Annotated in this window: 16 protein-coding genes; 4 read left to right on the plus strand and 12 right to left on the minus strand. The window is 65.7% G+C overall.

What is annotated here, in order from left to right:
* Positions 1 to 158: 158 nt before the first annotated feature.
* From FMM79_RS19830 to FMM79_RS19865, 8 genes are all read right to left on the minus strand, one after another.
* On the minus strand, positions 159 to 1,598 hold the full coding sequence (locus tag FMM79_RS19830; RefSeq protein WP_148629252.1) for a family 43 glycosylhydrolase: 1,440 nt from the start codon (positions 1,596 to 1,598) through the stop codon (positions 159 to 161).
* Positions 1,599 to 1,720: 122 nt separating this feature from the next.
* Positions 1,721 to 2,743 (minus strand): arabinan endo-1,5-alpha-L-arabinosidase, encoded by a 1,023-nt coding sequence (locus FMM79_RS19835; RefSeq protein ID WP_371710968.1) that lies wholly within the window; start codon positions 2,741 to 2,743, stop codon positions 1,721 to 1,723.
* 5 nt (positions 2,744 to 2,748) lie between these two features.
* Positions 2,749 to 3,381: a 2-dehydro-3-deoxy-6-phosphogalactonate aldolase gene (locus FMM79_RS19840; RefSeq protein WP_148629254.1), complete on the minus strand. Its 633-nt coding sequence runs from the start codon at positions 3,379 to 3,381 to the stop codon at positions 2,749 to 2,751.
* Positions 3,378 to 4,262, minus strand: coding sequence for a 2-dehydro-3-deoxygalactonokinase (locus FMM79_RS19845; protein WP_148629255.1), 885 nt, complete (start codon positions 4,260 to 4,262; stop codon positions 3,378 to 3,380). The genes FMM79_RS19840 and FMM79_RS19845 overlap by 4 nt, the downstream gene beginning before the upstream one ends.
* On the minus strand, positions 4,259 to 5,830 hold the full coding sequence (locus FMM79_RS19850) for an alpha-N-arabinofuranosidase (RefSeq protein WP_148629289.1): 1,572 nt from the start codon (positions 5,828 to 5,830) through the stop codon (positions 4,259 to 4,261). Before FMM79_RS19850 ends, FMM79_RS19845 begins: the two co-directional genes overlap by 4 nt.
* Positions 5,831 to 5,857: 27 nt before the next feature.
* Positions 5,858 to 6,784, minus strand: a complete 927-nt coding sequence (locus FMM79_RS19855; protein ID WP_148629256.1) for a Gfo/Idh/MocA family protein — start codon at positions 6,782 to 6,784, stop codon at positions 5,858 to 5,860.
* A gap of 3 nt (positions 6,785 to 6,787) precedes the next feature.
* The gene (gene araD1, locus FMM79_RS19860; protein ID WP_148629257.1) at positions 6,788 to 7,783 is read right to left on the minus strand and encodes an AraD1 family protein; all 996 of its coding nucleotides are present in this window, start codon (positions 7,781 to 7,783) and stop codon (positions 6,788 to 6,790) included.
* 71 nt (positions 7,784 to 7,854) lie between these two features.
* Positions 7,855 to 9,381 carry an aldehyde dehydrogenase (NADP(+)) gene (locus tag FMM79_RS19865; protein ID WP_148629258.1) on the minus strand — a complete coding sequence of 509 codons (1,527 nt, stop codon included), beginning with the start codon at positions 9,379 to 9,381 and terminating at the stop codon, positions 7,855 to 7,857.
* Positions 9,382 to 9,512: 131 nt separating this feature from the next.
* On the opposite strand from FMM79_RS19865, the gene FMM79_RS19870 reads away from it, so the two are divergent.
* Entirely contained in the window at positions 9,513 to 10,292 is a 780-nt protein-coding gene (locus tag FMM79_RS19870; RefSeq protein ID WP_148629259.1) for a FadR/GntR family transcriptional regulator, read from the plus strand.
* A gap of 144 nt (positions 10,293 to 10,436) precedes the next feature.
* On the opposite strand, the gene FMM79_RS19875 is transcribed toward FMM79_RS19870, so the two are convergent.
* A complete protein-coding gene (locus FMM79_RS19875) occupies positions 10,437 to 11,759 on the minus strand; it encodes a sugar MFS transporter (protein WP_148629260.1) in 1,323 nt (440 codons plus the stop codon).
* A 182-nt stretch (positions 11,760 to 11,941) separates the two neighbouring features.
* Here FMM79_RS19875 and FMM79_RS19880 point away from each other — a divergent pair, with 182 nt between their 5' ends.
* The gene (locus tag FMM79_RS19880) at positions 11,942 to 13,066 is read left to right on the plus strand and encodes an aldose epimerase family protein (protein ID WP_148629261.1); all 1,125 of its coding nucleotides are present in this window, start codon (positions 11,942 to 11,944) and stop codon (positions 13,064 to 13,066) included.
* A gap of 17 nt (positions 13,067 to 13,083) precedes the next feature.
* Positions 13,084 to 14,880, plus strand: coding sequence for an IlvD/Edd family dehydratase (locus FMM79_RS19885; protein WP_148629262.1), 1,797 nt, complete (start codon positions 13,084 to 13,086; stop codon positions 14,878 to 14,880).
* A gap of 95 nt (positions 14,881 to 14,975) precedes the next feature.
* Here the strand turns inward: FMM79_RS19885 and FMM79_RS19890 are convergent, their stop codons facing one another.
* Together FMM79_RS19890 and FMM79_RS19895 are read right to left on the minus strand one after the other, a co-directional pair.
* Positions 14,976 to 15,275: a hypothetical protein gene (locus tag FMM79_RS19890; RefSeq protein WP_148629263.1), complete on the minus strand. Its 300-nt coding sequence runs from the start codon at positions 15,273 to 15,275 to the stop codon at positions 14,976 to 14,978.
* A gap of 123 nt (positions 15,276 to 15,398) precedes the next feature.
* Positions 15,399 to 16,430 carry a patatin-like phospholipase family protein gene (locus FMM79_RS19895; protein ID WP_162528565.1) on the minus strand — a complete coding sequence of 344 codons (1,032 nt, stop codon included), beginning with the start codon at positions 16,428 to 16,430 and terminating at the stop codon, positions 15,399 to 15,401.
* 219 nt (positions 16,431 to 16,649) lie between these two features.
* On the opposite strand from FMM79_RS19895, the gene FMM79_RS19900 reads away from it, so the two are divergent.
* Positions 16,650 to 18,452: a sensor domain-containing diguanylate cyclase gene (locus FMM79_RS19900; RefSeq protein WP_162528566.1), complete on the plus strand. Its 1,803-nt coding sequence runs from the start codon at positions 16,650 to 16,652 to the stop codon at positions 18,450 to 18,452.
* Positions 18,453 to 18,454: 2 nt separating this feature from the next.
* Here FMM79_RS19900 and FMM79_RS19905 read toward each other — a convergent pair whose 3' ends face one another.
* Positions 18,455 to 19,507 carry a Glu/Leu/Phe/Val dehydrogenase dimerization domain-containing protein gene (locus FMM79_RS19905; protein WP_148629266.1) on the minus strand — a complete coding sequence of 351 codons (1,053 nt, stop codon included), beginning with the start codon at positions 19,505 to 19,507 and terminating at the stop codon, positions 18,455 to 18,457.
* Between the last annotated feature and the right edge of the window lie 15 nt (positions 19,508 to 19,522).

The raw sequence follows: 19,522 nt of genomic DNA on the forward strand, positions 1-19,522 counted from the left end.
TTTGTCGGAGTTATTTTGTGCAAGCAAAAAGTGCAAGCCTGCCTTGCAATTCAGCAACTCGTAAGGGAGCGTGGCATCTTCGCATCACTTCGCGCCACGCCCCCTTATAAAATCGCGTAATTCCGCGCCTTTATTGTCCGAGTTTTACGGGCAATCGCTCAGTCGACCGTCCACAGCGTGCGCGGATCGGACAGCGGCGCGAGCGCCACCGTGCCGTCGCTTGCGGCAAGCCCCTGACCAGGCTGGGCCACCGACTCGAACCGCACCTGGCCATCGCCTTCGGCCTTGCGGCGGAAGCGGTCCGCCCCGTCCGGCGCGCCGCCTTCGGTCATGCGCGCCAGGGTACAGACGCCATCCGCGCCGATGGCAAGGCAGCTCTCGCGCCGCAGGATCGGCGAAAGCCGGATGGTGCCCTCCTTGGCTGGAAGCGCGCGGATCTGGGTCTGGGGCAGTGCGGGCGTGCCGATCACCAGCGCCTCGTCCTCATGCGCCAGGAACGCCCCGTCCGCAGCCGCACTCATGAAGCGCTCGGGCAGCGGGCCATTGCCCACTGGCACGCCGAAATCGGGCACGCCCTTGGCATCGAAGTAGACCCGCTGGACACGGGTGTGGCGGTCCGGGTTGAACAGCGGATCGCCCTCGATCTCTTTGTAGTCGCGACCATGGTAGACCAGCATCGGACGGCCCTTCTCATCGACCGTGAAGTCATTGTGGCCGGGGCCATAGACCGAGGTCGCGACGCTGGTCTGGAAGACCGGCTTAGGCGACTTGGTCCAGTTGTCGGCGACTAGAAGGTCGGCCTCGGCGTCGATGGAGAGCATGCCCAGGCAATAGCGGTCGTCGGTCGCGCTGGCCGAATAGGTCATGTAGAGCTTGCCCGCGTTTTCCAGCACGGCAGCGCCCTCGTTGACCTTGAAGCCGCGGATTTCCCAGTCGTAGGTCGGGACCGACAGGCGCGTCGCCGGGCCGACCGTCAGCGGGCCGGTCATCTTCGCGATATAGAGATTGGAATTGGTCTCGATGCCCGGCTCGCGCTGCGCCCAGGTGAAGTAACGCTCCCCGCGATGGACGAAGACCTTGGAATCGAGGTTGAAACTGTCCCAGGGGGCTTCGAACTCGCCCTTCACCGACCACGTGCCGGTCATCGGGTCCTCGCCCGCGCATTCAACCGCATACGTGCGGATGCGAAAGACGTCTTCGCCCCCGCCCGAGGGCCCTGCCGCGAAGTAAACGTACCAGCGCCCGTCGATCTGGTGCATCTCCGGCGCCCAGATGAAGCCGGAAAGCGGGCCATCCTCTTCATGGCGCCACAACACCCGCTCCTCGGCATCGGTGAGGCCCGCCAGCGTCTTTGCGCGACGCAGCACGAGCCGGTCGTACTCGGGCACCGAGCCGGTCATGTAGTAGTAGCCGTCGGTGTGGAGGAAAATCTGCGCATCGGCGCGGTTCTTGACCAGCGGGTTGACCGGGACGGCGGGCGCGCCGGAGGCGTCCTTGCCCTCACCTTCGGCAAGGACAGTGCGGCCCGCCTCGCTGCACGCGATGGGAAGAAGGGCGGCGCCCAGGGCAAAAGTGCGGCGTGAAAGGGAAAATGGCATAAGATCCTCTCCGGTCTCTGGTCTCCCGCGAGGGGCCTTTCTTGCGGAGGCCGGATCGCGGCAAAGCATCAAAAAAACGGCCCCCCGCCCCTGCGTGGATGCGGGGGGCCAGTTGGTGGTGTTCAGTATTGCGCCACCGGCCAGCCATCCGCATCCCAGGTCAGGGGCGCGATGCGCAGCGTGGGCGCGCCCTCGGCCTGGCGGTCGTAGGCGTGGTAGACGAGGTAAGTGGTGCCATCGGTATCGGTGAAGGCGCCGACGTGGCCGGGGCCCCGAAAGCGCTCCTTCTCCTCCAGGTCCGCGCGCAGCAGGATCGAACCGCCGCCCTCCATCAGCTTCGAGCCGTCCTTGCCGAGATACGGCCCGGTGACGTCGCGCGAACGGCCCATCACGGTGTAGTAGGTGGAGTTCACGCCCTTGCAGCAATAGTCATAGCTGACGAGAAGGTAGTACCAGCCGCCATGGTTGAGGATGAACGGCGCCTCAACCGGCGCGGGCGCGCCCTTCGGAGCCGGGCGGCGCGCGATGGAAACAGGCTTGGTGCCCGCATCGACCTTGCCGGTCTCCGGGTTCACGGCAAAGAGCTTGATACCCGTCCAGAAGCTGCCGAGCGAGAGCCACTGCCCGCCCGCTTCGTCGATGACCAGGTTGGGATCGATGGCATTGAAATCGTCAGCGTGGGTCGACTGGACGACAAGGCCCTTGTCGCTCCAGCCATAGTCCTTCGAAGATCGGTCGAGCGTCTTCGCCGTTGCCAGCCCGATCGCCGAACGGTTCGAACCGAAGGTCGAGACCGAGTAGTAGAGACGGTATTCGCCATTCACCCGCTGGATGTCAGGCGCCCAGATCCCCTCGGTGCCGGGCACGGCCTTGGTGGCCCAATCCGGAAGTTCTGCAAAGACCGAACCGGCCTCCTCCCAATGGACGAGGTCCTTCGAGGTCTTGATCCCGATGTAGCGGCCAATGGTGTTGAAAACGTAGTAGGTGTCGCCCTCGCGGATGATGACCGGATCGTGCGTGGGCGCGAGCGCGCCGGTGAGCCGGTCATTCAGAGCCGGCGCATCGCTCTCGGCGGCCTTGGCCGAAACGCCCATCGAGAGCGCCAACGCACCGATGGCGAGGAAGCGGGAGAGTGTGCGGACCATCGACCTCATCCCTCACTCGCGGTCCAGGCGGCGACGAGCGCGCGCGCCTTCTCGCCCACCTCGGCCGGCGTGTCACCGGGCTTGTAGAGGCTGCCCCCCACGCCGATGCCGAAGACCCCAGCCTTGCGGTATTCGGCGATGTTGGCCGGTCCCACGCCGCCCACGGCCCAGACACGGGCCTCCCGGGGCAGCACGTCCTTGATTGCTTTCACATAAGAGGCACCCAGGACCGAGCCGGGAAAGAGCTTGAGATCGCGGGCGCCTGCGGACACCGCAGCAAACGCCTCGGTAGGGGTCAGGAAACCGGGCAGGACGTCCATGCCCAGTTGCAGCGAATGGGTGATCACCGCCCGGTCGGTGTTGGGCGAAACCATGAAGGTGCCGCCCGCGCCTGCAAGGTCCTCGGCCAGCCCGGTAGAGATTACCGTGCCCCCGCCAATGGCCGCGCGGCCTTCGAGCGCTGCGGACAGCGCGGCGATGGAGCCGGCCGGATCGGGCGAGTTGAACGGCACCTCGATCAGGCGCACGCCCGCCTCGACCAGCGCCTCGCCGATGGCGATGACCTCGTGGGTTTCCACCCCGCGCAGGATGGCCACCACCGGGACGGCGCCCTGCGCCAGCACGTCTGCGATCTTCATGCCTTCACTCCTATCGCGAGCGCGAGGCCCGCCAGTACGGCCGCCTCGCCATCGATCCGCTGCGCAACGGCGGCGGAAAGGGGAAGCGCCTTTTCGTAGAGATCAACGATCGTGCCGTCGCCGATGAGAACCACCGAAGCCTCCGCGTTCGCCTCGGCGACCACTTCGCCGCCAATAAGGAGCGCGGAGAGATAGCCGCGCGACCACTCCTTCGATCGGCCATCGAGCAGGCGCCCCGCGCGCGCTTCGAACAGAGCGGCGGTAAGCGGTTCACCGGCGCGTTCAAGGCCGCGCGCAAAGCCATCCTCGAAGCTCCCGGCCCCGTCGGTATCCGGGCCGGTCAGTGTTGAGTGGCCGGTGAGGAGCGCGAAAAGCTCGCCGGTGGGATGGGTGCAAAAGCCGGTCAGCACGCCGTCCGTCACTTCGGCCCATTTGCAGTGGGTGCCGGGCAGGACGATCAGGTGACGCCCCTCGCCAAGTTCGGGCTGGAGCGCGATGGCACCGAAGATCTGCGTTTCCTCGCCGCGCATCACATCGGGCACCACCCCGCCCATGTGGCCACACACGCCCGCCAGCACGGTGACGGGAAGTCCGGCTACGGTGGTGCGGGTGGGTCCGGCCAGCCAGTCGTCGCGACGGGCCGGACACGCGACATACCCGGCATCGACGAGCGCGCCCTTCGCGCCCGCCATGCCACACAGCACCACGTCCTCAAGCGGGCCCTGCTCCTGCCACTGCGCCAGGCGCGCGGCGAGGATTCCGGGCGGATCGGCGCTCAGCGCGCCGGGGCCGTCGAGCCGGTCGGTGACACGCCCGTCCTCGACCCGGTAGAGCCGAAGGTTGGTCGTGCCCCAATCGCCAAGGACGCGGACGCTGCTCATTGCAGTTCGAGCACCACGACGGACTTCGCCGGAAGGGTGACGGTAAGCGTGCCCCCCTTGACCCGCGCGCCGTTGAACACGGCAGGCTTCACCGCCTCGGGGTTCTCGAAGGTGTTATGCGCGTTGATCGCGCCTGCGGTCAGGATACGGCCCGAGACACGGCCCGTCTTCACCCCGTCGAGCGCGATGGTTACGGTGTTCGTCTCCCTCGCATCGGCATTGGAGAGGCCGACGTGGATCTTGCCGTCCTTGCCCTTGACCGCCGAGCCGCTGACCGCCGGAAGGGTGTAGTCCCCCACCTTGTAAGTCGGCGTCTGGATGTCGATCGGCAGCACGGTCGCGTCCTGCCAGGGCTTGTACATCTCGAAGACGTGGTAGGTGGGCGTCAGCACCATCTGATCGTCTTTGGTGAAGATCATCGCCTGGAGCACATTCACCATCTGCGCGATGGCGGTCATGCGCACGCGGTCGGCGTGCTTGGCGAAGATATCGAGGTTGATCGCCGCGATCAGCGCGTCACGCATCGTGTTCTGCTGGCGCAGGAAACCAGGGTGCGTGCCCTCGTCCTGAGCATACCACGAACCCCATTCGTCAACCGCGAGGAACAAGCGCTTTTCGGGATCGTACTTGTCCATGATCGCGCTGTGCTTGGTGATCAGCTCATCCATGCGCCAGGCTTCGTGGAGCGCGTCGGCCCAGCCGCTCTCGTCGAAATCGACGGCGGGTGCGCGCGGCGGCCAGCCGCCCGCCGGGTGGACATAGTAGTGCAGCGAGAGACCATCGAGCATGTTGCCCGCGATCTTCATCATCTGCTCGGTCCAGTTATAGTCTTCCACATTGGCGCCAGCCGCGACCTTGAGGATTTTGGTGCCTTCAGGCGGCTTGATGAAGGTGGAGTAGCGGCGGGTGACGTCCGCGGCGTACTCGGGACGCATGTTGCCCCCGCAGCCCCACAATTCGTTGCCGACGCCGAAGTACTTAACCTTCCAGGGCTCCTTGTGGCCGTTTTCCGCACGTTCCTCGGCCAGCGTGCCTGCAGGCGCTGTCATGTATTCGATCCACTCGGCCATTTCGCGCGGGGAGCCGTTGCCCACGTTGCCCGCGACATAGGCCTCGGACCCAACCTGGCGGGTCAGCTCGAAAAACTCGTGCGTGCCCACGGTGTTGGGCTCGGTCACGCCGCCCCAGTGGGTGTTAACCTTGGTCGGGCGGTCCTTCCGCGGCCCCACGCCTTCGCGCCAGTGGTATTCGTCGGCGAAGCAGCCGCCCGGCCAGCGGATGACCGGCACCGAGAGGTCGCGCAGGGCGCCGACCACGTCGTTGCGAAAGCCGTTGGTGTTGGGAATCGCGCTGTCCTCACCGACCCACAGGCCGCCGTAGATGCCCTCACCCAGATGCTCCGCAAACTGGGTGAAGATGTCCTTATCGTAGACCGGGCCCGGCGTGTCGGCGTGGATCGTCGCGCGTGTGGGCGTGTTGGCGGTGTCGGCCAGCGCGGCCGTGCCGGTGAGCGCACTCGCGCCCAGCAGCAGGGCCACCGTGGCAGTGCTCCGGAATGCCTTGATCATCATTTCAATCCCCTCCCCGGGATGTTCTTAGTCGTGGAATTCTTCAACTGTTGCACGCTTGCCGCGCAGGAATGCGTCGGCCACCAGGCGCATGGGCGCGACATCGACGTCGCTGCGCCCGCCCCGCACAAGGTTGGCAAAGCGCGCGTAGAGCCCGGCGTATTCCAGATCCTCGTTGCGCTCGGTGCCGCTCGGCAGGCTTAGCACCGCGCCGCCACTGGAGAGCTTCAATTCGCCCGCGTCGGTGTCGACGATGATGTCCCAGGACTGCGGGCCGGTCTGGCGCCAGTCGAGGTCCATGTGGATCGGCGCGCCCGCCGTGTCCTGGAAGTCGATGTCCGCCGCGATAGGCGCGGCGCGGTTGGCCGGAAGGCTGAGCGTTGCGTCCTTGAGGAACATCGGGCGCGGCAGGATGTGGGTGATGATCGAGAGCGCGTTGATGCCCGGATCGAAAACGCCAAGCCCACCGGGCTGCCATATCCATTCCTGGCCCGGATGCCATTCGCGCACGTCCTCGCGCCAGATGATCTTCGCGCTCTTGACTGTGCGCTCGGCAAGCCAGGCGCGCGCGGGCGCAACGCCGGCGGCAAAGCGCGAGTGCCACGAAGCGAACAACGTGACGCCGACCTTGTCGGCACGGTCCTTGAGCGCCTCGACTTCGGCGAGCGTGGCCCCCGGCGGCTTTTCGAGGAAGACGTGCATGCCGGCCTTGAGCGCACTGACGGCAATGTCATAGCGCACCTGGGGCGGCGTGCAGAGCGCAACCGCGTCGACCGCCGGGCCCTTCTCCAGCAGCTCCTCGATCGAGGCAAACTGGGGGATGCCCTCCATCGGCGGCGAGTGCGGGCTCACGGTCGCGGCAATGTCGAAGTTGCCGTTGCCGCGAATGGCGGGGATGTGCTGGTCCCGGGCAATCTTGCCCAGACCCACGATGGCAATGCGGATCGGGTCCATGGCTCAGAGCGCCTTGATGGTGACGGCGCGCTCGGCGGCGCGCGCCAGCGGATTGGCAAGCGGCAGGGTGAAGGGAGCGGCCGCGATCTCGAAGACGTCGCCTTCCTCAGTCTGCACGCCATCGCTGAACGAGAGTGTCGCAGTGCCGTAGAAGTGGATGTGAATGTCGCCCGGACGGCAGAACAGGTCGTACTTGAAGTGGTGGTGCTCCAGGTTCGCGAAGGAGTGCGACATGTTGCCTTCACCCGACAGGAAGGGCTTTTCCCAGATCGTTTCGCCGCCGCGCACGATCTTGCTGGTGCCCTCGATCTTCTCGGGGACTTCGCCCAGCAGCAGCTCGGCGCCGAGCGCGGCCTGGCGCAGCTTGGAGTGGGCAAGCCACAGATAGTTGTGGCGCTCGGTCACGTGGTCGGAGAACTCGTTGGCCAGCGCGATGCCGAGCCGATAGGGCTGACCGTCGTTGCCGATGATGTAGATGCCCGCCAGTTCGGGCTCCTCTCCGCCGTCCTTGGCGAAGGAGGGCATGGTGAGCGCGTCGCCAGGGCCGACCAGCTGCGAGCCGTCGCCCTTGTAGAACCATTCCGGCTGCTGGCCTTCCTGGCCCTCAGCGGGCTTGCCGCCTTCGAGGCCTTCCAGGAACATGCGCATGGAATCGGTGACGTTTTCGCCCGAAGCCGCCGCCTGGTGCATCTTGTTGCGGCCTTCTGCCGAACCCAGGTGCGTGAGGCCCGTGCCCGTCAGCAGCACGTGGGCTTCGTCGGCATGATCGATCGGCGCGATGAGGCGGCCGGCCGCCTGCTCGGCCGCAATGTCGATGGCATCGCCAATGCCGCAGGCGCGTGCGGTCGCGGCCAGCGAATTGCCTTCCTCGATGGCGCGCAGCGCAAGTTCGCGCACGGAGGCCACGCCGGTCAGAACGTGCGCGGCATCGCCCTCGGCGAGGATGACGGAACGCGTGCCGTCCTCGGCACGGTGCTGCAGCAGGCGAAGAGTAGTCATGTCAGGGGTCTCTCCCAAGGTCCGCAGCGCGCCTTCTTATAAGGTGAGCGCGCTGCGGGGCATGGATTGGATCAGTTGAGGGTGAGCTTGCCGTCGACGAGACGCGGTGCGCCGTCGCTGAAGGCCTCGTCGCGCAGTTCGGGCGCGAGCAGGCTCTGCGGCATGTTCTGGTAGCTCACCGGACGCAGGTAGCGGTCGATGGCGAGACTGCCCACCGAGGTCGTGCGCGCATCGGTGGTCGACGGGAACGGACCGCCATGGACCATCGCGTGGCACACCTCGACGCCCGTGGGCCAGCCGTTAACGAGAATGCGGCCAACCTTGCGCTCCAGCGTGGGCAGGATCTTGGCGGCGGCGCCTTCGTCGGCATCGTCCATGTGGATCGTGGCGGTAAGCTGTCCTTCGAGACCTTCGAGGAGGGTCTTGAGCTCGGCCTCGTCCTTGCAGCGCACGATCACCGAGGAGGAGCCGAAGACTTCCTCGCCCAGCGCCTTGTCGGCAAGGAACTTCTCGGCGGTGGTCTGGAACAGGACCGCGCCGCCCGTGGTCGTCGAACCGGCTGCGCCCCGCGCGACTTCCTCGATGCCCGGCGCACCCGACAGCTTCTCGACGCCCTTGGCATAGGCCGCCGCGATGCCGGTGGTGAGCATGGTCTGCGGCTTGGCGCCGCTGACGCCCGTGGCGGCCGCCTGGACGAAGTCGTCAAGGCCATCGCCTTCGACCGTCACGACGAGACCCGGGTTGGTGCAGAACTGGCCCGCACCCATGCACAGCGAGCCGACGAAGGCTTCGCCGAGCGCCGCGCCGCGCGCCTTGAGCGCCTCGGGCAGAATTACGACCGGGTTGATCGCCGACATCTCGGCGTAGACCGGGATCGGCACTTCGCGCGCCTGCGCCAGCTTGGTGAGCGCGAGGCCGCCGGCACGCGAACCGGTGAAGCCGACCGCCATGATGTTGGGGTCCTGGACCAGCGCAGCGCCCAGATCGTTCGAGGGGCCGACGAGGTGCTGGAAGACGCCTTCAGGCAGGCCCGAATCGGCCACCGCCTTGCTGATCGCCTGAGCAATCAGGCTGCCCGTGATCGGGTGCGCGGGGTGGCCCTTGACCACGACCGGGCAACCGGCGGCGAGCGCCGAGGCGGTGTCACCGCCCGCAGTCGAGAAGGCGAGCGGGAAGTTGGACGCGCCGAACACGGCGACGGGACCAACCGGGATCATGCGCAGGCGCAGGTCCGGGCGCGGCGGGGCGCGGTCGGGCAGTGCGGGATCGACGCGCATCTGCAGGAACTGGCCCTTGCGGACAACGTCCGCGAACATGCGCAGCTGGCCGCAGGTACGGCCACGCTCACCTTCCGAACGCGCGCGCGGAAGGCCGCTTTCGGTGAGGTAGGCTTCAAGCAGTGGTTCGCCGAGCGCCATGATCTCGTCCGCGATTCGCTCGAGGAACTTAGCACGCGATTCGAGATCGATCGCCCGATAGGTGTCGAATGCGGCCGCCGCCTTGGCACAGGCCTCTGCGACGTCGGCGGGCGTGTTGACGGCAAAGGCGTCCCCATGCGGCTCGCCGGTTGCGGCTGCGATGGAACGGAATTCGGTCATAGAAAAGTCTCCCTATTTACTCCGACATATTATGTGCGATCAGGAAACGCAATGTTTGTCATTCCTTCTGCACGGGATGGCGTGTAGGTTGCACGTGGGAGGTGAGAATTTCTGTGACAACTGGCAAAAATATGAAGGTGGACGAAACGTCCAGGAAGACCGATGAAACGCGCGGGCCGGGTCGCCGGCTCCATGGCGCGATTGCGCACCGATTGGGCACCGACATCTTGTCGGGCAAATATGCGCCGGGCGAAGTCCTGTCGGGCGAGGTCGCCTTTGCCGAGGAATTGAAAGTGTCGCGCAGCGCCTACCGCGAGGCAATCCAGGTGCTGACGGCCAAGGGCCTTGTCGCGAGCCGCCCCAAGGCCGGCACGCGCGTTCTCCCGCGCGAACGCTGGAACCTGCTTGACCCCGATGTGCTGGGCTGGGCCTTCGCGGGCAAACCCGACATCGAATTCGTGCGCTCGCTGTTCGAGCTGCGCGCCATCGTCGAACCCGCCGCCGCGCGCTTTGCCGCAAGGCGCCGCGACAAGGACGACCTCAAGACGATGAAGGACGCGCTCGCCGCGATGCGCCGTCACACGCTGACGACCGACGCGGGGCGCGCGGCCGACCGCGATTTCCACAATGCGATACTCACCGCCACGCGCAACGATGCGCTGATGGTGCTGAGCGCCTCGATCGGGGCGGCGGTCAACTGGACAACCCAGTTCAAGCAGCGCGCCCGCGCCCTGCCCCGCAACCCGATCCCCGACCACGTGCGTGTCTACGACGCCATTGCTGCGGGCGACGAGAACGCCGCTGCCGAGGCCATGAACGTGCTGGTGGACCTTGCACTGGAAGACACCCGCAGCGCCATCGAGGACCGCGACGCTCCGCAGACACAGCCGGACGCGCTCGCCGAGGAATAAACGGTTCGCTCGGACACCGACATAAACGCAAAAAAGGGGGCCATCGCGCCCCTTTTTCTTTTGCCCGCGCCGCACATGAAAAAGCCCCGCGGAACCTGACGAAGGGTCCCACGGGGCACTTTGCTCACGGAAGGGAGAGCAAAATCAGTCGCTTGCGACTTCCGGCTCCGGCTCGGCGTGCGTGGGCTTGGAACCCCACAGCGCGTAGAACAGGACGTAGAGCTCGCAGGCCGCAGTCAGCAGGAACGAGGTCTGGAGGTCATAGGCATCCGCAATCCAGCCCTGCACGAAGACCAGCGCGCCGCCCGCAATCGCCATGACCAGCAGGCCCGAGGCCTCCTCGGTCAGCGGGCCCAGGCCCTTGATGCCGAGCGTGAAGATGGTCGGGAACATGATCGAGTGGAACAGGCCCACCAGGATCAGCGACCACATCGCGACATGGCCATCGGCAAAGCTCGTCACCAGCATCGTGATGAAGGCACCGACCGAGAAGACAGCCAGAACGTGCGCGGCATCGAAGCGGCTCATGATCGCCGAGCCGACGAAGCGGCCCACCATCATCCCGCCCCACAGGAAGGTCAGGTAGTGACCGGCCTGCTCCAGCGACATGTTGCCGATGTCGGGGCGCGAGACGAAATTGATGAAGAGGTTGCCCACGCCGATCTCGGCAATGAGGTAGATGAAGATCGCCGGAATGCCGAACACCAGGTTGCGGTGCTTGAACAACTCGGGATTGATGATGTGCTTGCGCTTTTCCTTGGCGTCGTCGCTCTCCGAGACCATCGCGGGAAGCGGGAACTTGGCAATGATGATCGCGAGGATCACCAGCACACCTGCCACCAGCGCGTAAGGCAGAACCACCGACTGCGCGTCGGCGAGACGTTCGGCCTGCGTGAGCGCGACCGCGCCCTCTTCCGCCGTGCCGCCCTTGGTGCGCCCCAGGATCAGGTAGGCGCCGAACATCGGGGCGAGCATGGTGCCCATCGAGTTGAGCGCCTGCACCAGGTTGAGGCGCGCCGAGGCGGTCTCGGGCTTGCCGCAAACCGCGACATAGGGGTTGGCCGCCACCTGCAGCAGCGTGATGCCGCTGGCGATGATGAACAGCATCACCAGCGTCACGCCGTAAGAGGGGATCATCGCAGCCAGCATCATGCCCACCGCGCCTGCGGCCATGGTCAGCAGGCCAATGACCAGCGACTTCTTGTAGCCGACCCACTCGATCAGCTTGGCCGAGGGAATCGAAGCCACGAAATAGGCGATGAACCAGACCGATTCGATGAGAGTCGTCTGGGTGTAATTGAGTTCGAACACGCTGCGCAGGTGCGGCAGCAGCGTGTTGTTGATGACCGTAATGAAGCCCCACATGAAAAACAGGCTGGCCAGCAGAGCCAGCGCGGGGCCGTACCGCACGCCCGCAGGCTGCGATTGCGCCACCGGGGCGCTGGTTGAAGTTCCAACTGAAGGCATGGTGATCCTCTCGTCACATCGGCCGGGTGCCATCGACGCAATCCGGCTTGCGCTCTATCTATTTGTCGGACTATATGCTGCCAGCGGCCACGTCAATGGCCGACAAAAATCACGCGAAAGTCAAAATTCGACTGCAGAACACTACGGGAGCCAGGATTGTGAGGTTATTGAGCAAGGCATTCATGTCGACCGCGGCGATGGCGCTTGCCGCCACGGGCGCACTGCCTGCCCTCGCCGCCGAGGCGAGCCAGGACACGGCGGGCACGCTGGACGACGGCACCAAGGTGACCTCGGTCACGCTGACCGGCGCGGACGGCGTCTCGGTAACGATCCTCTCCTTTGGCGCGACCTTGTGGAAGTTCATGGCCCCCGACCGTGATGGCGAATTTGCCGACATCACGCTGGGCTATGACGACCTCCAGCTGTTCAAGGACAATCCCAACTTCTGGGGCGCGACAGTGGGCCGCTATGCCAACCGCATCGACCACGGCCGCTTCACGCTCGACGGCAAGGCCTACCAGCTTCCGCAGAACGACGGCGAGAATTCGCTGCACGGCGGCGGCCAGGGCTTCGACGTGCAGAACTGGAAGGTGGAAAAGGTCTCCTCGGGCAAGGTCGCCCGCGCGGTGTTCACGCGCACCAGCCCCGATGGGGAGGCGGGCTATCCCGGCACCGTCCAGGCCCGTGTCACGTACACCCTCAATGACCATGGCGCGCTGCAGATCACGTTTGACGCGACCACCGACAAGCCCACCATCATCAACATGACCAACCACGCCATCTTCAACATGGCGGGCGAAGGCGCTCCCGAAGGCGCGATGGGCAACGTGCTGACGGTTCCCGCCAGCCACTACACCCCGGTCAGCGAGACCCTGATCCCTACCGGCGAACTCGCCGCGGTTGAGGGCACCCCGTTCGATTTCCGTGCGGGCAAGGCAATGGAAGAGGGCCTGCGCGACGGCACCGACCAGCAGATCGTCTATGGCCGCGGGGTCGATCACAACTTCGCGCTCGACAAGGGCCTCACCAAGACCCCGGAGCTCGCCGCACGGCTCTCCGACCCCAAATCGGGCCGCGTGCTCGAAGTGCTGACGACCGAACCGGGCCTCCAGGTTTACTCCGGCAATTTTCTCGACGGCACGTTCCTCGGCAAGCACGGCCATCTCTATCGCATGGGCGACGGCATTGCGCTTGAACCGCAGAAGTTTCCCGATGCGCCCAACCATTCCAACTTCGTCTCGGCCCGCGTCGATCCCGGCATGCCCTACCGGCATGTCATGGTCTACCGCGTCTCGGTCGAGCGTTGAGCAAGGCAAGACCCACCATGACCGATCAGACCAAACCCAAGCTGCGTTCGCGCGCCTGGTTCGACAATCCCGAGAACATCGACATGACCGCGCTCTACCTGGAGCGCTACCTCAACTTCGGCATCAGCCTGGAAGAGTTGCGTTCGGGCAAGCCGATCATCGGCATCGCCCAGTCGGGCAGCGACCTTAGCCCGTGCAACCGCCACCACCTGGTGCTGGCCGAGCGCGTGCGTGAAGGCATCCGCGAGGCGGGCGGCATTCCCATGGAATTCCCGGTCCACCCGATCCAGGAAACCGGCAAGCGGCCCGGTGCCGCGCTCGACCGCAACCTCGCGTATCTCGGCCTTGTCGAACTGCTCTACGGCTACCCGCTCGACGGCGTTGTGCTGACGATCGGCTGCGACAAGACGACCCCCGCCGCGCTGATGGCGGCGGCAACGGTCAACATTCCGGCCATCGCGCTGTCGGTCGGGCCGATGCTGAACGGTTGGCACAAGGGCGAACGCACTGGCTCGGGCACCATCGTGTGGAAGGCCCGCGAGATGCTGGCCGCGGGCAAGATCGACGATGAAGGCTTCATCAAGCTCGTCTCCTCCTCGGCGCCCTCCACCGGCTACTGCAACACCATGGGCACGGCGACGACGATGAACTCGCTGACCGAGGCGCTGGGCATGTCGCTGCCCGGTTCCGCCGCGATCCCCGCGCCCTACCGCGACCGCCAGGAATGCGCATGGCGCACTGGCAAGCGCATCGTCGACATGGTGCACGAGGACCTCAAGCCCTCCGACATCCTGACGCTCGACGCCTTCCACAACGCGATCCGCGTCAACTCGGCCATCGGCGGCTCGACCAACGCGCCGATCCACCTCGCCGCGCTTGCGCGCCACATCGGTGTCGAGCTGCCCCTCACCGACTGGGAGGAGAAGGGCCACAAGATCCCGCTGCTGGTGAACCTGCAGCCTGCTGGCGAGTATCTGGGCGAAGACTACTACCACGCCGGCGGCGTGCCTGCGGTCGTTGCCCAGCTTATGAGCCAGGGCCTCATTGCCGAGGACGCGATCACCGCGAACGGCAAGTCAATCGGCGACAACTGCCGCGATGCGACGATCGAGGACGACAAGGTCATCAAGACCTTCGATGCCCCGCTCAAGAAGGAAGCCGGCTTCATCGTCATGACCGGCAACCTGTTCGACCAGGCAATCATGAAGACCTCGGTGATCTCGGACCAGTTCCGCGAGCGCTATCTCTCCAACCCGGACGATCCCAACGCCTTTGAAGGCAACGCGGTCGTCTTCGATGGCCCCGAGGACTACCACAAGCGCATCGACGACCCGGCGCTGGGCATCACCACCGACACGCTGCTGTTCATGCGCGGCGCAGGCCCCATCGGCTATCCCGGAGCGGCCGAGGTCGTGAACATGCGTCCGCCCAGCTACCTCATCACCGAAGGCGTAGGCGCGCTTCCGTGCATCGGCGATGGGCGCCAGTCGGGTACCTCGGGCAGCCCTTCGATCCTCAACGCGTCGCCGGAAGCTGCGGCAATGGGCGGCCTCGCCCTCATTCAGACCGGCGACCGCGTGCGCATGGACCTGAACAAGGGCCGCGTCGACGTGCTGATCCCGGACGAGGAAATGGCGGCGCGCAAGGCGGATCTGGAAGCGCGCGGTGGCTACCCCTACCCCGCCTCGCAGACCCCCTGGCAGGAAATCCAGCGTGGCATCGTTGGCCAGATGAATACCGGCATGATCCTCGAGGGCACCGAGAAGTTCCAGCGTATCCACCAGACCCATGGTCTGCCGCGCGACAACCATTAATCTCGGTCCCTGATCTGGGACACGTACCGACACGAAAGGGGCGGCTTTCCACACCGGGAAGGCCGCCCCTTTTCGCATTCACCGTAAACGTGCGCTCAGGCCGAGATCACCGCACTGATGCGGTGGAGGAAGGGATGGTGCGGCGTCGCGCCGTGTTCGACCCGGGTGAAACGCCCGTTATCGATATGTGCCAGCTGCGCCTCGATGGCCGGAACAAGTTCCCCCTCGCGCACGTCGATGTGCGCTTTGAAGGTTCCATCAAACTCCAGCAGCACGTTTTTGGCCCGAGGGAACGCCGCACGAAGGCTCTCGCGGATCTCGGCGAGTTGTCCCGCGATCGGCTGGTTGCCGGGGCCCGGCTCGGCGCCCTCGGGTCTGGTGCTGCCGCTATCCATGCCTCTCCTGCCTGCTAGCCCGTACCTGGAAGAGGCAAGAATAGCCGATTTCAGGGCTTTGGAAAGTCTGCGGCCCTGTAGCTCCCCCAGGATTTCACCTGAGGGCCTGCTTCGCCCCCGCGCTCAGGGCGCGTAGCGGGTTGCCAGATCCGCCGTGCCCCGCCGCCCCAGGTCTTCGCCATGCGCTGCCAGCCAACCTTCCGCGGCGTCGCGTCCGGCGTCATGGAGCTGCTCAAGCACCTCGCGTACCGGCATCATCTTGGAGCCCGCCGGCATCGCGCCCAGCGTCGCCTCGTCATGAATCTCGTGAACGCGCAGGCGCCGCAACCGCGCCAGAAGCCCCTTGCCGAAGGCCAGCGGCCCGACCTCGTTCTGGATCAGCACGAGCCCGCGCATGTCCTTGATAAGCGTCTGGTTGAATGAAAATTCGGTCAGTCGGTTGGAGATCTCCGCGCCACTTCGGGGGGTGACCGCGCGCGACATCGGGTTGATCGTCACCAGCAGCATGTCATCGTTCGGGCTGTTCTGGATGAGCGGGAAGATCGGCGGATTGGCGCTATAGCCCCCGTCCCAGTAGTCCACGCCGTCGATGGTGACCGGCGGAAAGAGCAGCGGCAGGCACGCCGAGGCCAGCAGAACGTCGCTCGACAGCTCCTCGTTCTCGAAGATACGCGCGTTTCCTGTGCGCACATCAGTCGCCGAGATGAACAGGCGCGGCGCCTCGGGCCTGCGCAGCGCCGCAAAGTCGATGTGCTCGGCAAAAACCTCACGCAGGAGGTCCTGCGTGCGCGCCCCCATGTCGGGCGAACTGGGCAAGGCGACGTTGCCCAACATCGTGCTCCACATCTGCGAAAGCGCCTCGAAAGTGGCAGGAAAAGCCTCCATCATCGGCAGCAGTGGCCCCGCGCTGCGCCCCGACCGGTGGATCGCCTCCCAAAAGCACGCAAGGGCTGCGGCCGCGCCCTCGCGCCCGCCGGTGACGAGCCCGCTGGCAAAGACCGCCGCGTTGGCCGCCCCCGCGCTCGCCCCGCTCAAGGCCGAGATCCATATGCGCTCCTCCGCCAGCAGACGGTCGAGCACACCCCAGGTAAAGGCCCCGTGCGCGCCTCCGCCCTGTAGCGCCAGATCCAGTCCAAGCGCCCGCACTGCGACCATATCTTTACTCCCTATTGCGAGCCCAACGGTTCGGCGGCGAATGCTAACCTGCACACCCGCGCCCGGCAATCGAATGCACACATGCATCTTGGCCAGAACCCTGCAAGTTATGGAACTTTGCCGGGCCCTATCGGCTTCCAATGGGCGAACGCACGGGACTTTCCAACGCTCCGCAAATCTGTTTAGTGGGAATTAACTGCCTCAATGCGAAATGCCCTTATGCAAAACGGCCATCGTTTCTCGACTCATGTGGGCATCTGGCCAGCCCTGGTCTGCGTTGCCTATTTTGCCTGTGCGGCCATCGCCCTCAAGCTGACCGAAGGCACCGATGGGATCGCGACCGTTTGGCCCGCGAGCGGCATTTCAATTTCCGGATTACTCCTGTGCCGCCCCGCCCAGCGTCCGGCCATGTTCCTGGCCATCGTCCTCGCCAGCTTCGCGGCCAATCTCTATGCCCAGATCCCGGTCGTGGAGATCGTGGCCTTCACCACCGCGAACACGCTGGAAGCGGGGATCGGTTATTTCTGCATCCGGGAGATCAATCGCGAGCGCGAGACGATCTACCGGCCGCTGAGCGTCGTGCAGTTCTGCATAGCCGCGCTCCTGACAGGCACGCTGAGCGGCGCCATCGCCTCGGCGCTGACGGGCGCAGGACTCTCGATCATGTTCGTCTCCTGGGCGACCACGGTGAGCCTGGGTATCATGATCGTGGTCCCCCTCATCCTCAACATCGCCCGCGGCTTCACAGCGAGCCTGCTGCGGCATCCGCGGCTTCTCGCCATGCCCGTGCTGATCCTCGCAGCCGTTGCCATCGTAAGCTATGTGGTCTTCCATCAGAGCACCTTCCCGCTGCTGTTCGTCCCGCTCATGGCGGTCATCATCGCGACCTACCTGATCGGCCCCAACGGTGCGATGACGAGCATCCTCATCATCGCCGTGATCGGCTCGAGCCTGACGCTGAACGATAGTGGCCCGATCCACCTGATGCGTGAGCGCGGCCCCTTCGTGGTCACCTTGTTCATGCAGTTCTATCTGCTTGTACTGCTGCTTTCGGCGCTTCCGCTGGCGGCGCTTCTGGGCGCGCGCGACAGGGTCATCACCGAGGTCAGCCGTGCCAATCGCTGGCTGGAGATGTCCGAGCACTTTGCCCATGTTGGCCACTGGCGGCTCGATCTGGCCAAGCAGAAGGTGTTTTGGTCGGAAGAGGTGTTTCACATCCACGGGCTGGAGCCGGGTCCCAGCCCGCCGCTTGAAGGCGCGATCAACTATTACCATCCCAATGACCGCCCCAAGGTGGAGGACTTCCTCGCCAGGCTCATCGAGACGCACGAGCCCTTCGATTTCCAGGCCCGCCTGATCACCGATCAGGGGGAGGAACGCTACGTACGCAGCCGCGGCGATGTGGAGCGTAACGCGGCTGGCGATGCAGTGGGCCTGTTCGGTATCTTCCAGGACGTGACCGAGGCCACGCTCACCAACCTGCGCCTTGCCGAGGCGCGCGAACTGGCCGAGCGGCAGGCCGACATGGCGATGCTGATGGCCCAAACCGACGCCCTTACCGGCATTGCCAACCGTCGCAGCGCACTCGGTTTCCTCGAAACCGAACTGCACCGCGCGCTCAAGAACGGCACGCCTCTCAGCGTCGCCATTCTCGACATCGACCATTTCAAGAGCATCAACGACCGCTTCGGCCATGGTGCGGGCGACGTGGTGATCCGCAAGACGGCCGCCCTGTGCAGCGGCGCGGTGCGCTCCTCCGACCTTGCCGGACGCATCGGCGGCGAAGAATTCGTGCTGATCCTGCCGGGCGCCGACAGCGCCACCGCGCAGAACGTGGGTGAGCGGGTGCGCGTCTCCATCGAGACCGCCGACTGGGGTGCCGATGGCCCCGACACTGTCACCGCCAGTATCGGGGTCGCCACTCTCAAAGGTACAGAAGGCGCCGAACAGCTTCTCGCCGAAGCGGACGGCGCCCTCTACCGGGCCAAGCGCGAAGGTCGCAACCTCTTGCGCGCGGCCTGAATTCAGGCGGTTTCAGCAACCTCGGGGCGGCGCATCTTGCTTTCCGCCTCACGGTCCGCGACCGCCGAGGTGGTCAGACCTTCTGCCTCAGCCATCTGCAGGATACCGGCCGTGCGCGGCCCGATTGCCAGCACGCGCCCGCGCACCTGATCTTCGCTTTCGCCAAGGTATTCGGCGGCCACGTTGATGATGCCGCCCGCGTTCACGACGTAGTCGGGCGCGTAGAGAATCGAACGCGCAGCCAACGCCTCGGCCATATCGGGGGTGGCGAGCTGGTTGTTGGCCGCCCCGCACACGAGCCCGGCCTTGAGCCCCGCAACGGTCGCACCGTCAAGCGCGCCGCCCAGCGCACATGGCGCGAAGACATCGCAGGCGATCCCGGCAATGGTGTCGATCGAGGCCAGCTGCGCGCCCAGTTCCTCGGCGAGCGCGGACGCACGCGCGCCGTCGATGTCGGCGAGGACGAGCTTTGCCCCCTCCTCGGCCAGCAGGCGCGCGAGGCGCCCACCAACACTACCCACGCCCTGCAGGGCCACGGTCGTACCCGCCAGCGAGCCGCCGAAGCGCAGCTTTGCCGCCGCCTTCATCGCCTCAAACACGCCCAGCGCCGTCCACGGCGAGGGATCGCCGCCCGCGAAGCCGGGACGCGCAGTGCGCCCGGCAACGTGGCGGGTGTTGGTGGCGATGGCTTCCATGTCGGCAATCGTCGTGCCCACGTCCTCGGCGGTGACGTAGCGCCCGCCGAGCCGTTCGACGGCCTCACCAAAGGCCTCGAACAGGGCCTTGCGGTCGAAATCACCGGCCGGACGGCGGATCACCGACTTGCCGCCCCCCAGCGGCAGCTCGGCCGAGGCGTTCTTGTAGCTCATGCCCTCGGCCAGACGCATCGCATCGGCCAGCGCGGTTTCGGGAGCATCGTAGGTCCAAAAGCGGCAGCCACCGGCGGCGGGACCGCGCGCGGTGGAGTGAATGACGATGTACCCATCGAGACCGGCCTTGGAATCCTCCAGGCGGATGCATTCTTCGGGCACGCTGCGCGTGGCGGCGACAACCATCGTATCACTCCTTTG

Source organism: Novosphingobium sp. BW1, from assembly GCF_008107685.1.
GTDB lineage: Bacteria > Pseudomonadota > Alphaproteobacteria > Sphingomonadales > Sphingomonadaceae > Novosphingobium.

Excerpts from the sequence above, each read along its gene's own strand:
- FMM79_RS19830 (WP_148629252.1), bottom strand. The coding sequence starts at position 1,598 with ATGCCATTTTCCCTTTCACGCCGCACTTTTGCCCTGGGCGCCGCCCTT.
- FMM79_RS19835 (WP_371710968.1), bottom strand. The coding sequence starts at position 2,743 with ATGGTCCGCACACTCTCCCGCTTCCTCGCCATCGGTGCGTTGGCGCTC.
- FMM79_RS19840 (WP_148629254.1), bottom strand. The coding sequence starts at position 3,381 with ATGAAGATCGCAGACGTGCTGGCGCAGGGCGCCGTCCCGGTGGTGGCC.
- FMM79_RS19845 (WP_148629255.1), bottom strand. The coding sequence starts at position 4,262 with ATGAGCAGCGTCCGCGTCCTTGGCGATTGGGGCACGACCAACCTTCGG.
- FMM79_RS19850 (WP_148629289.1), bottom strand. The coding sequence starts at position 5,830 with ATGATCAAGGCATTCCGGAGCACTGCCACGGTGGCCCTGCTGCTGGGC.
- FMM79_RS19855 (WP_148629256.1), bottom strand. The coding sequence starts at position 6,784 with ATGGACCCGATCCGCATTGCCATCGTGGGTCTGGGCAAGATTGCCCGG.
- araD1 (WP_148629257.1), bottom strand. The coding sequence starts at position 7,783 with ATGACTACTCTTCGCCTGCTGCAGCACCGTGCCGAGGACGGCACGCGT.
- FMM79_RS19865 (WP_148629258.1), bottom strand. The coding sequence starts at position 9,381 with ATGACCGAATTCCGTTCCATCGCAGCCGCAACCGGCGAGCCGCATGGG.
- FMM79_RS19870 (WP_148629259.1), top strand. The coding sequence starts at position 9,513 with ATGAAGGTGGACGAAACGTCCAGGAAGACCGATGAAACGCGCGGGCCG.
- FMM79_RS19875 (WP_148629260.1), bottom strand. The coding sequence starts at position 11,759 with ATGCCTTCAGTTGGAACTTCAACCAGCGCCCCGGTGGCGCAATCGCAG.
- FMM79_RS19880 (WP_148629261.1), top strand. The coding sequence starts at position 11,942 with ATGTCGACCGCGGCGATGGCGCTTGCCGCCACGGGCGCACTGCCTGCC.
- FMM79_RS19885 (WP_148629262.1), top strand. The coding sequence starts at position 13,084 with ATGACCGATCAGACCAAACCCAAGCTGCGTTCGCGCGCCTGGTTCGAC.
- FMM79_RS19890 (WP_148629263.1), bottom strand. The coding sequence starts at position 15,275 with ATGGATAGCGGCAGCACCAGACCCGAGGGCGCCGAGCCGGGCCCCGGC.
- FMM79_RS19895 (WP_162528565.1), bottom strand. The coding sequence starts at position 16,430 with ATGGTCGCAGTGCGGGCGCTTGGACTGGATCTGGCGCTACAGGGCGGA.
- FMM79_RS19900 (WP_162528566.1), top strand. The coding sequence starts at position 16,650 with ATGCAAAACGGCCATCGTTTCTCGACTCATGTGGGCATCTGGCCAGCC.
- FMM79_RS19905 (WP_148629266.1), bottom strand. The coding sequence starts at position 19,507 with ATGGTTGTCGCCGCCACGCGCAGCGTGCCCGAAGAATGCATCCGCCTG.